The organism is Mesorhizobium sp. USDA 4413 (genome assembly GCF_056280365.1).
This window is the reverse complement of sequence record NZ_JBVPRP010000001.1, coordinates 4,364,202-4,378,678: the sequence shown is the minus strand read 5'-3', so window position 1 is coordinate 4,378,678 and position 14,477 is coordinate 4,364,202. Positions and strand designations below refer to the sequence as shown.

General features: G+C 63.7%; 12 protein-coding genes. 3 read left to right on the top strand and 9 right to left on the bottom strand.

All coding sequences use genetic code 11. The features are described from left to right. Positions 1 to 11 precede the first annotated feature (11 nt). Entirely contained in the window at positions 12 to 1,337 is a 1,326-nt protein-coding gene (locus ACVMIM_RS21405; RefSeq protein ID WP_476114391.1) for an NAD(P)/FAD-dependent oxidoreductase, read from the bottom strand. Between the two features lie 221 nt (positions 1,338 to 1,558). Between ACVMIM_RS21405 and ACVMIM_RS21400 the strand changes: the two genes are divergently transcribed. Continuing rightward, positions 1,559 to 2,035, top strand: coding sequence for an Lrp/AsnC family transcriptional regulator (locus tag ACVMIM_RS21400; RefSeq protein WP_066989429.1), 477 nt, complete (start codon positions 1,559 to 1,561; stop codon positions 2,033 to 2,035). 97 nt (positions 2,036 to 2,132) lie between these two features. On the opposite strand, the gene ACVMIM_RS21395 is transcribed toward ACVMIM_RS21400, so the two are convergent. From ACVMIM_RS21395 to ACVMIM_RS21365, 7 genes are all read right to left on the bottom strand, one after another. Continuing rightward, the gene (locus ACVMIM_RS21395; protein WP_476114388.1) at positions 2,133 to 3,788 is read right to left on the bottom strand and encodes an ABC transporter ATP-binding protein; all 1,656 of its coding nucleotides are present in this window, start codon (positions 3,786 to 3,788) and stop codon (positions 2,133 to 2,135) included. After that, positions 3,785 to 4,636: an ABC transporter permease gene (locus ACVMIM_RS21390; protein ID WP_476114386.1), complete on the bottom strand. Its 852-nt coding sequence runs from the start codon at positions 4,634 to 4,636 to the stop codon at positions 3,785 to 3,787. Before ACVMIM_RS21390 ends, ACVMIM_RS21395 begins: the two co-directional genes overlap by 4 nt. Beyond that, positions 4,633 to 5,583, bottom strand: a complete 951-nt coding sequence (locus tag ACVMIM_RS21385; RefSeq protein WP_476114384.1) for an ABC transporter permease — start codon at positions 5,581 to 5,583, stop codon at positions 4,633 to 4,635. Before ACVMIM_RS21385 ends, ACVMIM_RS21390 begins: the two co-directional genes overlap by 4 nt. Before the next feature lie 89 nt (positions 5,584 to 5,672). Continuing rightward, positions 5,673 to 7,283, bottom strand: coding sequence for an ABC transporter substrate-binding protein (locus tag ACVMIM_RS21380; protein ID WP_476114383.1), 1,611 nt, complete (start codon positions 7,281 to 7,283; stop codon positions 5,673 to 5,675). 63 nt (positions 7,284 to 7,346) lie between these two features. Beyond that, entirely contained in the window at positions 7,347 to 8,105 is a 759-nt protein-coding gene (locus ACVMIM_RS21375; protein WP_476114382.1) for an HAD-IA family hydrolase, read from the bottom strand. 201 nt (positions 8,106 to 8,306) lie between these two features. Next, positions 8,307 to 9,680 carry an aminotransferase class III-fold pyridoxal phosphate-dependent enzyme gene (locus ACVMIM_RS21370; protein ID WP_476114380.1) on the bottom strand — a complete coding sequence of 458 codons (1,374 nt, stop codon included), beginning with the start codon at positions 9,678 to 9,680 and terminating at the stop codon, positions 8,307 to 8,309. A gap of 126 nt (positions 9,681 to 9,806) precedes the next feature. Further along, on the bottom strand, positions 9,807 to 10,646 hold the full coding sequence (locus ACVMIM_RS21365; protein WP_476114378.1) for a GNAT family N-acetyltransferase: 840 nt from the start codon (positions 10,644 to 10,646) through the stop codon (positions 9,807 to 9,809). Between the two features lie 320 nt (positions 10,647 to 10,966). Here ACVMIM_RS21365 and ACVMIM_RS21360 point away from each other — a divergent pair, with 320 nt between their 5' ends. After that, positions 10,967 to 11,635 carry a haloacid dehalogenase type II gene (locus ACVMIM_RS21360; RefSeq protein WP_476114376.1) on the top strand — a complete coding sequence of 223 codons (669 nt, stop codon included), beginning with the start codon at positions 10,967 to 10,969 and terminating at the stop codon, positions 11,633 to 11,635. 16 nt (positions 11,636 to 11,651) lie between these two features. After that, positions 11,652 to 12,926 (top strand): NAD(P)/FAD-dependent oxidoreductase, encoded by a 1,275-nt coding sequence (locus ACVMIM_RS21355; protein ID WP_476114374.1) that lies wholly within the window; start codon positions 11,652 to 11,654, stop codon positions 12,924 to 12,926. 84 nt (positions 12,927 to 13,010) lie between these two features. On the opposite strand, the gene ACVMIM_RS21350 is transcribed toward ACVMIM_RS21355, so the two are convergent. Further along, positions 13,011 to 14,468 carry an NAD-dependent succinate-semialdehyde dehydrogenase gene (locus tag ACVMIM_RS21350; RefSeq protein WP_476114372.1) on the bottom strand — a complete coding sequence of 486 codons (1,458 nt, stop codon included), beginning with the start codon at positions 14,466 to 14,468 and terminating at the stop codon, positions 13,011 to 13,013. Between the last annotated feature and the right edge of the window lie 9 nt (positions 14,469 to 14,477).

Sequence of the window (14,477 nt, the reverse complement as noted above, 5' to 3'; positions counted from 1 at the left end):
TACGCTTGGTCCTAGAAGTCGGCGACCTTGCCCCAAGCCGAAGCGTCGAAGCGCCGCGGATCGTAGGACGTCGGATCGACGATCGGTTGCGACCCGGTCACAAGATCGGCGACGAGGTGACCGGCCCCGGGCCCGATGCCGAAGCCGTGCCCCGAAAACCCGGCGGCCAGGAAGAAACCTGGAACGGTATCTATCCCGCCGATGGCCGGCACGCCGTCCGGCGTGCTGTCGATATAGCCGGCCCAGGCCGCGCTGATCCTGGTCTGCCTGAGCGCCGGCAACAGCTCGAGCGCCCGGGCGTGCGTCAGGCGGATGGTCGCCCGATCCGGAACCGGATCGAGGATGCGCATGCGCTCCATCGGCGTTGGCTGGTCGAGCTGCCAGCGTTTGAGCGTTTCGTGCCCCGAGCGCAACCCCTGGAGGCCGCCGGCCGCGAGGCTGCGCCAGCGCTTCAGGAACATTGGGACGAACTGCGGGGAAAAGCGCAGCTGCTGCGGCGTCACGTCCACGCGACCGCGTCCGCTGATCGCAAGCGTGTAGCCGCCGTCGCCGCGACGCGTGACCGAGATCTTCGCCGTATGCAGCGCATCCGGCAGGTCCTTCGCCCCGGGCGAGACCGACAGGATGGAGGAGCGGATCGATGCCTGCGGAAAACGGAAGCCCAACTGTCGGCAAAAGGAGGACGCCCAAGCGCCGCCCGCCAGCACTGCCATCTTCGTGCGGATCGTTCCGCTTTCCGTGACCACGCCGCTCAGGCGTCCGCCTTCGGTCTCGATGCCGCGCGCGGCGCAACTCTGGTGCACGCTGCCGCCGTGCTGGATGATGGCGCGGGCGACCGCGGGCGCGGCCCGCGACGGATCGGCGGTGCCATCGGTCGGCGAGAAGACGCCGCCCTTCCAGGTGCGGCCGGTGGCGCGGCCCCGCTCGCTGGCCGCAGCGCTGTCAAGCATATGCGTGGTGACGCCGGCCGTCTTGGCGAAGTCGCGCCAGCGCGCCCAGCCGGCCAGTTCCGCCTCGTCATTGCTCAGATAGAGCAGACCGCAGCGGCGGAAGCCGGTGTCCTCGCCGGTTTCGGCTGCAAAACGCTCCCACAGATCGAGGCTGCGAGTCGCCATCGGCAGCTCGCGGGCGTCGCGGTTCTGCTGGCGGCACCATCCCCAATTCCTGCAGGACTGCTCGGCGCCGATGCGTCCCTTCTCGACAAGCGCGACCTTCATGCCGCGCCGCGCCAGGTAATAGGCCGCGAAGACGCCGACGATGCCGCCTCCGATCACCACCGCATCCGCGGATTGTGGCAGTTCGCCGGACGTTTCGATTTGCTGCAGCGGCGCGCGCATGATCTCTCCACCTTGATGCGCCAATTTAGCGCGTTGCGCAGGCAGCCGCTGCTGCAGTTGGGGTCGAGGCAGAATTTTATTCCGACAGCCCGGTTAAAATCGGGAGCCGCTGCGTTTCAAAGAGACATTCGCTCTGATGGACAGACCGGCGGGCTGTGGTAGTGTCATTGGCAATTGTTGCGGCAGCATTTTATGCTGTGGCGCTTTCTTCGGAGACGGCTGTGAAACTGGATCGGATCGACATCAAGATTCTGCACGAATTGCAGAAGAACGGCCGCATCACGAATGTCGAACTGGCCGAACTGGTGCATCTGTCGCCGAGCCCTTGCCTGATGCGGGTCAAGAAGCTCCAATCGGAAGGTTACATCGAAGGCTATTCGGCGCAGGTCAACATAGGCAAGCTCGGCCAGACACTGACCGTGTTCACCGAAATCACCCTGAAGAATCATCGCCAGGTGGATTTCGCCCGCTTTCTTGCTGTCGTGGAGAAGATCGACCAGGTTATCGAATGCCATCTCGTGTCGGGTGGGTACGATTACCTGATGAAATTCGTGACCGCCGGCATCGGCGAATACCAGACTATTATGGAGCGGCTGACCGATATGGACATCGGCATCGACAAATATTTCAGCTTCGTGGTGCTGAAATCTCCCATCGTCAAGTCGCACATGCCGCTGCCCAGCCTCTTCCCGATGTGAGGCGGCGGCCGTTTTCCTCAAACAAGGTCCCCTTCACCGATCCCATGCGCTATCCGCTTAGCAATGCCACTTTGCAACGAGGTGCTCAGGCTGTCGCTCAGCGGTGGCCGTACTGGTTGACGAGCTCGGGGTCGCGGACGAGGCCGTCGAGCCATGTCGGATCCAGCTTCGGCACGGAAGAGAACAGAAGCTTGGAATAGGGATGGTTAGGCGCCTTCACCTTGTCGGGCGTGATCTGTTCCACCCGCTCCCCCTTGTACATGACCATGATCTGGTCGCAGATGGCTTCGACGACCGAAAGGTCGTGGCTGATGAAGATATAGGAGAGGCCCAGCTCGCGCTGCAGCTCCTTGAGCAGCTCGATCACGGCGGACGCCACCACGGTGTCGAGCGCCGAGGTGATTTCGTCGCAGATGATGAGCTTGGGCGACGCCGCGAGCGCGCGCGCGAAGTTCACACGCTGCTTCTGCCCGCCTGAAAGCTCGGAAGGATGACGGTAGCGCAGCGCCCTCGGCAGGCGCACCATGTCGAGCAGTTCGTCGACCCGCTTCGAGCGCGCTTGCCTGTCGAGCCCGTGATAGAAGGTCAGCGGTCGCGAGATGATATCCTCGATGGGCTTGGCGGGATTGAGCGCGGTATCGGCGTATTGGAAGACGATCTGCATCTCGCGCAGCTGGTCGCGAGTGCGTTTCCCGGCGGCGCGCTCCAGCGCCTTGCCGTCGAAGACGATATCGCCGGTCGCCGCCGGATGAATGCCTGCGATGGCGCGCGCCAGCGTCGATTTTCCGCAGCCGGACTCGCCGATGACGCCGAGATTGCGGCCCTTCTCCACGACTAGGCTGACGGAATCGACCGCGCGGATAACCGGCTGCCCGTTACGTTTCACCGGGCCATATCCGGCTATCAGATTGTCGATGCGAAGCAGCGGTTTTGGTCTGGAATCTTCATCGGCCCGTATTTGCCTCGACTTCGGCTCGAAAGCGGCTAGCAATTCCCGTGTATAGGGATGCTGGGCAGCCGAAAGGATTTCGGCCGTCGTGCCTGTCTCCTGCACTTCGCCGCCCTTAAGCACCACGATGCGGTCGGCGATCTGGGCAACGACCGCGAGGTCGTGGGAAACATAGACACCCGCTATCCCGCCGGCCTTCATGACCGACTTGAACGCCTTCAGCACGTCGATCTGCGTCGTCACGTCGAGGGCCGTCGTCGGCTCGTCGAAGATGACCAGCTTGGGATCGCCGATGAGCGCCATGGCTGCCGCCAGGCGCTGCAATTGCCCGCCCGAAACCTGGTGCGGATAGCGGGCGCCGATCCCTTGCGGGTCCGGCAGCGACAGAGCACGGAACAGCTCGACAGCTCGCTTTCGCGCCTGTTCGGGCGGCATCTGCTTGTGGATGCGCGTCACCTCGATCACCTGCTCCATGATCGTGGAGGATGGGTTGAAGGCGGCGGCGGCACTTTGCGGAACATAGGCAATGTCGGTGCCGCGGCACTTGGCGCGTTCCTTTTCGGGAAGCGCAGCCATGTTCTTGCCGTTCACGTTGATGTCACCGCCGGTGATGCGGCAGCCGGGCCGCGCGTAGCCCATGAGCGAGAGCGCCACCGTTGTCTTGCCGGAGCCGCTCTCGCCGATAAGGGCGACGATCTCGCCGTCCGCGATGTCGAGGCTGACGCCCTTGATGATCTCAACCAGGCGTCCGGCGTCGGTCGTCGCCTCGATCCTCAGATTCTTGATCTCGACGAGATAGGTCATGCGTCTCGGTCCCTGATCTTCTGCGGCAGGTTGTCGATCAGCAGGTTGACGCTGATGGTGAGGCTGGCGATCGCCAGAGAAGGCACGATGACGGCCGGAGCCGCGAAGGGCAGGCCGCCGATGTTCTCGCGCACCAGCGCGCCCCAGTCGGCCAAGGGAGGCTGCAGGCCGAGCCCGAGGAAGGACAGGCCGGAGAGCAGAAGCACGATGAAGACGAAGCGCAGGCCGAAATCGGCGAGCACTGGGCGGATGATGTTGGGCAGTATCTCGGACCCGATCAGATAGGCTGTGCTTTCACCGCGGACGCGGGCGACGGTCATGAAGTCCATGGTGTTGATGTTGACCGCGAGCGCTCGCGCGAACCGGTACGCGCCGGGGATATAGATCACTGCAAGCGTCAGGATCAGCACCGGGATCGATGAGCCGACCGCCGCGACGACCACCAGGCCGAACAGCTTGCTGGGGATGGAGTTCATCGCGTCGAGGAAGCGGCTAAGGCAAGTGTCGAGCCAGCCGCCGGTGACGGCAGCGATCATGCCGAGCACGACGCCCGAGAAGCAGGCAATGGAGACGGCGGCGAGCGAGATGCCGACAGTGTAGCGTGCGCCCATGAGAACCCTGGAGAGCATGTCGCGGCCCAGATAGTCGGAACCGAGCCATAGCCCCTGACGCATCGGGCCGAAATAGTCGTCGTCGACGATGTCGCCGATCGGATGAGGGATGATGCAGGGCGCGAAGATCGCGACGAGCGTCCACGCCAGGATGACCAGCGAGGCCGCGACCCCGACGAGATTATAGCTGTGGCCCAGGAAGGACCGTCGGGAGGATGCCACGCGCGCCACTCTCATCTGAGCCTCGGGTTGGACATGATGGCGACGATGTCGGCGGCCGTGATGAGCAGGAGATAGCCGAGGCAGAAGATCATCGCGCAGCTCTGGATCAGCGGCAGGTCGCGGGTCGCGACCGCATCGACCATCAGCTTGGCGATGCCGGGATAGTTGAAGATCGTCTCCACGATGATGACGCCGCCGACCAGATAGGACAGCGAGAGCGCGACCGCGTTGACGATCGGGCCGAGCGCGTTGGGAAGCGCGTGCCTGAGCACCATGCGGCTGCGCGAGGCGCCTTTGAGAAGCGCCATCTCCACATACGGCGTGGAGAGCGTTTCGATCACCGCGGCGCGGGTCATGCGGATCATCTGGGCGGAGATGACGAAGGTGAGCGTGATCACAGGCATCGCATAGATGCGCACGAGATCCGCAAGCGAATGCGCCTCGTTGACCGAAGACAGCGCCGGCAGCCACCTGAGATAGACGGCGAAGAGCAGGACCGCCAGCGTCGCGACCATGAACTCCGGCACCGAGATGACGCCGATCGACAGCACCGTGACGGTACGGTCATAGAGCGAGCCGCGCAGCATCGCTGCGGTGATGCCGAGCGTCAGTGCCAGTGGGACCGAGATCAGCGTGGTGATGCCGGCGAGCTTCATGGTGTTGACGAAGCGCCCGCCGATCAGCGCCGCGACCGGCATCTGATTGGCATAGGAGGTGCCGAGGTCGCCATGGAGCAGACCGAGAAGCCAGCGAAGGAAGCGCAGGATCGCCGGATCGTTGAGATGCATTGCCTCGCGCAGGCCGGCGACCGCCTCGGGTGTCGCTGCCTGGCCGAGCAGGATGGACGCCGTGTCGCCAGGCAGCATGCTGGTGGCGAAAAACACGGCGAACAGGACGATCAGAAGCGTGACGACCGCGACCGCAAGCCGCTTCACCACGAGCTTGAGAACCCCAGCCTTCATGGAAGCGCTCCCTGCGGTTGCGTTCGGCCAGACAATCTTGCGCAATGCAGTGCAGGGGGCCGGTCAGCCGGCCCCCCTGCAGGCGCCTCTTAGGCTTCAAGCCAGAGGTATTCCGCCATTGCGTAGCCCATCATGCCACCGAGCGGGTTCGCTTCCAAACCCTTCACCTTGCTGGAAAGGGCATCGACGTTGGAAATATAGGCCGGGATGATGGTGCCGGCTTCCTCGGCGATCATGGTCTGCATCACGCCGTAGATTTCCTTGCGCTTGGCCTGGTCGAGCAGGCCGCGAGCCTCGACGAGCAGCTTGTCGAACTTCTCGGACTTGTATTGGCTTTCATTCCAAGGCGCGTTGGAGGCGTAAAGCAGCGAGAACAGGATATCCGGCGTCGGGCGCGGATTGATGTTCCCGAAATGGACCGGCGCCTTGAGCCAGTAATTGTCCCAGTAGCCATCGGAGGGCACGCGCTGGACGTCGAGCTTCATGCCGATATCGGCGCCGGCGGCCTGGATGATCACCGCCATGTCGATCGACGAGGTCGCCGCATCGGAAGCGATTACGGGGATGGATTGGCCGAGGAGCCCCGCCTTCTGGAAGTGGAACTTCGCCTTGTCCGGGTCGAAGGCCTTCGGCTTGAGGTCGGCGTTGTGGAAGATGTTCGCCGGCGAGACGGGCTGGTCGTTGCCAATTTCGCCGAGGCCCCGCAAGGCCGATTTGACGATCTGCTCGCGGTTGACGAGATATTTCATGCCGGCAACGAAATCGGCCTTGCTGCCCGGAGCCATGTCGAGCCGGATGTTGAGGTCCGTGTAGTTGCCCGAGGTCGTCTTCGACAGCTCGAAGCCCTGCTGGCTGTCCAGCAGCTTCATCGAGCGCGGATTGATCGAGGCGGCGAAATTGATGTCGCCGGAGATCAGGGCGTTGACGCGGGCGCTGTCGTCAGTGATGGCGATGAACTCGAAGGAGTCGAGATAGGGCTTGCCTGACTTCCAGTAGTTCTTGTTCTTGGTGACCACCGAGCGCACGCCCGGTTCGAACGTCTGCAGCACGAAGGCGCCGGTGCCGTTGCCCTTGGAGAAGTCGGTGGTGCCGTCGGCCACGATCATGAAGTGGTGCAGCGCCAGGATGGTCGGCAGGTCGGCGTTCGGATCGGCGAGCGTGATCTCGACTGTCGACTTGTCGACCGCCTTGAAGCCGGTCATCTGCGCGGCGATCTTTGCGACCTTGGAGCCGACCGCTTTGTCGAGATGACGCTTCAGCGAGAAGACGACGTCGTCGGCGGTGAGCTCCTTGCCATCATGGAAGGTGACGCCCTTGCGCAGCTTCACGGTCCAGGTCTTGGCGTCCTTGCTGTCGAAGCTTTCGGCCAGCTCCATCTGCGTCTTGCCGTCCTTGTCGAGGAAAGTCAGGCGGTTGTAGAGCGAGCAGCAGCGGACATAGTCGGTGGAGAGCGACGCTTTCGCCGGATCGAGCGTGTCGGCTGTGGAGGACGACCAGCCCGCCGCCTTGAGATGTCCGCCGGAAACCGGCGTGGCGGCGACGGCTTGCGTGGCGCGGCCAAGCACAATGCTGCCCGCGGCAACAGCGGCGCCGCCCGCAAGCAGCAACTTGAGGAGTTCGCGGCGGCTGGCGCCCCGTCGAATGGCGTTTTCGACCATCGCATCGTCTGCTTCGGTCCAGTTGGTGATCTTGTCGGTCATGTGATTCCCCTTTCTTTTGGTTGGTCAGGAAGCGCGTCTTGCTGCGGCTTTTCCGGCTTGGGTTCAGGTTCGTTCTTTCAGGCTCTCCCGCACTGCCGCCGCAAACGCCGCCATCGAGGTGAAGTGGTAGTCCGGCACGGTGAAGCGCTCGGGCTCGATCGTGCCGCCATAGCCCTTCTGGGCGTGACGGCGCTCGATCCAGCAATTGGTCATGCCGAGCGCCCGGGAGATGCCGATATCGTGATACTGGCTTTGCGCGACATGAAGGATGTCGTCCTTGTTGTCGCCGCGGGAGGCCACGAAATCGAAGATAGCCTGGAAAAAGGCCGGATCCGGTTTCTCCGTGCCGGTGTCGTCGGCGGTGAAAGTGGCGAAGAAGGGCGATCCGAGCTGCTTCTCGAAATGATCGAGCGCCCAGCGCCGGGCATTGGTCATGGCAATGAGCTTGTGAGATTTCGCAAGGTCGGCCAACGCCGCCGCGCTGTCGGGGAAGCCTTGCCAGGTGCTGACGGAATCCCGCAGGCGGACGCCGTACTTCTCCTCGGCCGGCAGAGCGAGCCGCGGCGCGATGACCATGTAGACGCGTGCAAGGTCGTCGGGGAATAGGCCCGCATCCGGCATGTAGCGAGCCTGCCGGTAAAGGGCCAACGCCTCCTCGCCGTCGATGGAAACACCTGACTCAGCGGCGATCCCGGCCAGGCAACTCGTGATGCCGCCCTCGAAGTCGATCAGCGTGCCGACCACGTCGAAGGTCATGTATTTGAACTCGCTAAAGCCCCTGGCCAAGACTGGCTCTCCTCTGCGCGCGACCGAATTGCTCATGCTGAACAGAACAAAATTCCGTGCTGTCCGGGGCGTCGGCCCGTTCAAAAGCCTGGAAATTCGGGCTTTCTGGCCTTGTCTTAAAAAGCAGTCTGGCACTTCCCCCGCGCTGGATTCGCCGAAAAGGCGCGAGGTAGCGGCACAAAATTGCGAAATCGTCTGCCGCGGCGATATTTCGAAACGCGAAATATTGGCCGCCCTTCATGCCAGCGCCTGGCGGACATCCGCGTCGTCCAGCGTCTGGTCCAGCGTCCGGCGCGTGCGCTCGATGATCGCATCGATGTCGCTGTCCGTGCAGCAGAGCGGGGGTGCATAGCCGAGGACCCCATGCGCAAAGGCACGGATGATCAGGCCGTTGTCCCACGCCCTGTCGAAGATACGCCGTGCCGGCATGGACGAGGCGGGAAGCGGCGTCTTCCTCTTTTTGTCGACCACCAGTTCGACCGCCGCAAGCATGCCGCGACCGCGCACGTCACCGACGAGCGGGTGGCTTCTCAGCTCCTCCAAGCCCGCCATCAGGCGGGAGCCAGCCCTGGCGCCGTTCTCCAGAAGGCCGTCCTCATAGAGCTTCAACACCTCGAGCGCGACGGCGGCGCTGACCGGATGAGCGGAATAGGTATAGCCGTGACCGACCGCCGCGCTGCCCGCGCCATCGGCGATGACGTTGTAGACATGATCGGCCATGAACACGGCGCCCATAGGAACATAGCCCGAGGTCAGTCCCTTCGCCGTCGTCATGAAATCGGGAACGATGTCCTCATCCGTGCAGGCGAAGAGAGGCCCGGTGCGGCCGAAGCCGGTGATCACCTCATCGGCGATGAACAGGATGCCGTATTCGCGGCAGAGTTCCCGCATTGCCTTGATCCAGCCTTTCGGCGGGACGATGACGCCGCCTGAGCCCTGGATCGGCTCGGCGTAGAAGGCAGCGACCCGTTCCGGACCGATCGCTTCGATCTTGGCCTTCAGTGCGGCAAGCGATGCGGCGATGATCGCTTCGCCGTCCTCGCCTACCGGATTGCGATAGGGATAGGGCGAGGGGATCTTGTGCTGCCATTCGAAGGGGATGCCGAAGCCGGCATGGAAGGCGGGCAGGGCCGTCAGGCCGGCGCCGACCACCGACGACCCGTGATAGCCCTGCTCGATCGAAATGAACTGGTCGCGCTGCGGCTCGCCCCTGGCGTTCCAGTAATAGCGTACGAAACGGATCGTGCTGTCGACGGCGTCCGACCCGCCGAGCGTGAAATAGACGTGGTTGAGATCGCCCGGCGCGCGCTCGGCGAGCTCCGAGGCGAGCCGAATGGCCGGCTCCGAGCCGAGGTCGAAATAGGCGGTGGCGTAGGGAAGCTCGCGCATCTGCCGGGCGGCCGCCTCGACGATGCTGTCATGTCCGTAGCCAGCATTGACACACCACAGACCCGCGAAACCATCGACAAGCTGCCGGCCGGACGCATCGGTCACGGTCGCGCCCTTCGCCGATTTCAGCACGCGCACGCCGAGCGCCTCATGCCCGCGATAGGAGGCGACCGGATGGATGAGATGGGCCCGGTCGAGTTCAATCAGGGAATTGGCGAGCATTGTTGTCCTCCGGTTAGAGCATGACGCCGAAAGGTGTGAAGCGGTTTTCGGACGACATCTGCTCTATCTCGTTGCTTTGGCGCCGGATTCAGACTTCGGATCGACTCGATCCGAAATCATCCGGCTCTACCCGAGCGCCTGGTTGGCGAGCGCGTAAACTTTTGGCCTGGCCTGTGCGGGGCCGTTTTTGGCAGGACGGTCCATGGCCACGCCGCCGCCGACATGGACGAGGCCGATTTCAGCGAGCCAGCCGGCGATGCCGGTCCTGCTGTCGGTATCCACGCGCAGGAAGGCGCCGGGACGCTCCGCGGCGAAGAAGCCGATCAAGGCCTTGGCGTCGTCGGTATTTTCCGCGATGACCGGGCCGATCACCTCGCCGCGCCCGAACGGGCGAATTGCGGCATAGGCTTCGATCAAGCCATTGCGGCGGATGACGGCGAATTCGCCGCGCTCGGCCAGCGCATCGATCAGGGCTCCACGGTCGGCGCCATAGGCGTCGCGATCCATCGCCTTGATTTCCGGCAGATCATCGGCGCTTGCTGCTTCCACGTTGTCGGGCGCACCAAGCGCAACGACGTTGCCCTGATGCTGCAGGATCGTGCCCGAGGGAACAAAGCCCAGCTTCTGATAGAGAGGCATGCCGTCCGCCGTCGCGACGAGCCGAAGCGGACGGTCGCCGGCAAGGGCAAAGGCCTGTTCCATGAGGCGGCGACCGAGCCCCTTGCCCCGCGCGTTCCGGTCGACGATCACCATGTTGATCATGGCGCAATCCCAGCCGTAGGGCGTGACCAGGATGGTTCCGGCGACCCGCCGCTGGTCATCGAGCGCGACCGCGCCGCTCGAGAGCTGCAGCGCCATCTGCCAGTCCTGCGGGCGATGCGGCCAATTCTCCTGTCGAGATAGCGCGACTGCGCCCTCGATATGGTCCGGTCCGAAATCCTGGAGCTCGATCTCGCCTTGCTGCATGAGGCATCCTTCTATCTGCCACCCAAGTCTCGGCCATCGGCGCGCCGCAGATCGTCTGAAGGTTTCGGCTTCGGCAGTATCATTCGCCGTTGCGCGGGGGGTGCGCCGCATCTTGTGCTGGCGCCTCTCGAACTGGATGGGCTTCACGCCACCGACGGCGGCAGCCATCGACGCTCAAGATGCTACAGCGTGCCAAACCGCATGGCGGATACGGAACTTTCTGCTTTCGGGAGGCGCTTTTCGGTCAGGTGGGTCGTCGTCTGCCGGCCTATGATGAAAGACATCCAACGCAGATGTGCTTCCACCGGAGATCGACGGACATGGCATCTTTCAGGCCCAAATACATCACCTTCGACTGCTACGGCACGTTGACCAATTTCCAGATGGCGGAAGCGGCACGCGACCTCTACGGCAGCCGGCTCGACGAACCGCGCATGCAGGAATTCATAAAGAACTTCGCGGCGTACCGGCTCGATGAGATATTGGGCGACTGGAAGCCTTATGCCGACGTCATCCACAACGCACTCGAGCGCGCCTGCAAGCGCAACGGCGTCGCCTTCAGTCCCGACGACGCCAGGATGGTGTATGAGCGCGTCCCGACCTGGGGGCCTCACGCGGACGTTCCGGCGGGGCTTTCGAAGGTTGCGAAGGAAATTCCGCTGGTCATCCTCTCCAACGCGATGAACGCGCAGATCATGTCCAATGTCGAGAAGCTCGGCGCACCGTTCCATGCCGTCTACACGGCCGAGCAGGCACAGGCCTATAAGCCGCGCTTCAAGGCCTTCGAATACATGCTCGACAGGCTGGGCTGTGGCCCCGAGGACATCCTTCATTGCTCGTCTTCATTCCGTTACGACCTCATGTCGGCGCATGATCTCGGCATCAAGAACAAGGTCTGGGTCAACCGCCGCCACGAACCGGCCAACCCCTATTACGGCTATGTTGAGATCGCCGATATTTCCGGACTTCCGGGCGTGGTCGGGCTTTGAGACAGGCGGATTGCCGATGAAATTCGTCTCCTACTGGCACGACACCGCCCCGGTCTTTTCCGGCGGGGTAAAAGGCCCGGTCGAAGGGCACTACGATGCCGCCGTGATCGGCGGCGGCTTCACCGGTCTCGCTGCTGCGCGCCAATTGGCGAAGGGCGGCGCCAAGGTGGTCGTGCTGGAGGCGGAGCGGGTGGGCTGGGGCGCGTCCGGGCGCAATGGCGGGCACCTGAACAACGGTCTCGCCCACAGCTACCTTGCGGCCAGGGCAGAGCTCGGCAAGGAACGCGCGATCGCGCTCTACCGGGCGCTGGACGACTCCGTCGACACCATTGAGGCGCTGGTCGCCGAGGAGGGCATCGATTGCAATTTCCGCCGCGCCGGCAAGCTGAAGCTCGCCTCCAAGCCGCAGCATTTCGAAGCGATCGCCCGCAACTTCGAAGCCGTCCATGCCGAGGTCGATCCGGATACGGCGCTGCTGTCGGCGGCCGATCTGAAGTCCGAGATCGGATCGCCGTTCCATGGCGCGATGCTGTCGAAGAAGAGCGCGATGATGCATATGGGCCGCTATGTGGAAGGCCTGGCTTCAGCCGCCGCCCGCCACGGCGCCGTCATCCACGAGAACGCAGCGGTGACGGACTGCAAGCAGGCCGGCAAAAGGCATGAGCTAACGACTTCGCGCGGCCGCATCAGCTCCGACAACGTGCTGGTGGCGACCGGCGCCTACACCACGCCGAATTTCAGCTATTTCCGCCGCAGGATCATCTCCGTCGGCAGCTTCATCATCGCCACGCGGCCGCTGAGCGACGCCGAGATCGCCGCGACCATGCCGGGCAACCGGACATGCGTGACCTCGATGAACATCGGCAACTACTTCCGGCTTTCGCCGGACAACCGCCTGATCTTCGGCGGCCGAGCGCGCTTCTCCGCGACGTCGGATCAGCGCTCCGACGCCAAGAGCGGACAAATATTGCGAGCAAGCCTCGCGGCGATCTTCCCGCAGCTCGCCAAGGTCGAGATCGACTATTGCTGGGGCGGGCTGGTCGACATGACCAAGGATCGCTTCCCGCGGGCCGGCTATCATGACGGGGTGTGGTACGCGATGGGCTATTCCGGCCACGGCGCGCAGCTTTCCACCCGGCTCGGCATGATCATGGCCGATGCCATGCTCGCCCGCGAGGATCGCAATCCGATGAAGGGGTTCGAGTGGCCATCCATTCCCGGCTATTCCGGCAAGCCCTGGTTCCTGCCGATGGTCGGCCTTTACTACAAGGCGCTCGATAGGGTGAAGTAGGGGAGTAGGGGAGTAGGGGAGTAGGGGAGTAGGGGAGTAGGGGAGTAGGTGGCTCATTCCCTACTGCCTTACTCCCTTGTTCCCTTACTCCCCTATTCCCATGTGGAACGTTTTCATCTCGAGATACTCCTCGATGCCGGCCTGCGCGCCCTCACGCCCGAGGCCGGACTGCTTGACGCCGCCGAAGGGAGCCACCTCCATCGAGACCGAGCCCGTGTTGAGCCCCACCATGCCGAACTCCAGCGCCTCGCCGACCCGCCAGGCGCGTTTCAGGCTCTCGGTGTAGAAGTAGGAGGCGAGCCCGTAAGGCGTGCCGTTGGCCAGCGCGATCGCCTCCTCTTCCGTCTCGAAACGGAAGAGCGGCGCAACCGGGCCGAAGGTTTCCTCGCCGGCAAGCTGCATCTCTTTTGTGGCGCCGGTCAGCACCAGCGGCGCGACATATTGAGGCCCCTCCGGCAGCACCGGCTTTCCCGTGACGATCGTGGCGCCTTTGGCGAGCGCGTCCTCGACATGACGATTGATCTTCTCGACCGCCGCCATGTTGATCATCGGCCCGATGGCGACGCCGGCTTGAGTACCTGGGCCGACCGTCATGGCGTTGACGCGGGCGCTTAGCCTCGCGGCGAAGGCGTCATAGACCTCAGCCTGGACGAGGATGCGGTTGGCGCACACGCAGGTCTGGCCGCCGTTGCGGAACTTCGACGCAAGCGCTCCCTCGACGGCGAGGTCGAGATCGGCGTCTTCGAAGACGATGAAGGGGGCGTTGCCGCCGAGCTCGAGGCTGAGCCTTTTCACACTGTCCGCCGCTCCGCGCATCAGCAGCGAGCCGACTCTGGTCGAACCGGTGAAGGAGATCTTGCGCACGGTCTCATTCTCCATGATCTCGTTGCCGATCTCGGCCGGCATTCCGGTGACGATGTTGATGACGCCGGCGGGAATGCCGGCGCGTTCGGCAAGCACGCCGAGCGCCAGTGCCGAGTAGGGCGTGAACTCGGACGGTTTGATCACCACCGTGCAGCCGGCGGCCAGCGCCGGCGCGACCTTGCGGGTGATCATCGCGTTGGGAAAGTTCCAGGGCGTGATGATGCCGCACACGCCGACGGGCTCCTTCAGCACGATGATGCGCCGGTCGGCCGTGGGCGAGGGGATGGTGTGGCCGTTGATGCGGCGCGCCTCCTCAGCGAACCATTTGACGAAGGAGGCGCCGTAGCGGATCTCGCCTCTGGCCTCGTCAAGCGGCTTGCCCTGTTCCGTCGTCAGGATCAGCGCGAGATCGTCCAGATGCTTAAGCATCAGGCCATGCCAAGCGTCCAGGAGGGCAGCACGTTCGGTATTGGTCTTCTTCCTCCAGTCCCGATAGGCGGAAGCCGCGGCCTCTGTGGCCGCACGGGTTTCCGGACCTGCCATGTCTGGCACCGTGCCGATCGATAGCTGTGTCGCCGGATCGATGACATCGACGGTTCTGCCGGAACCGGCCTCGACCCATCTCCCGCCGATCAGTCCGGCTTCGCGGAAGAGAGTTTTGTCTTTCAAGCCTTTCATCGAAAACGA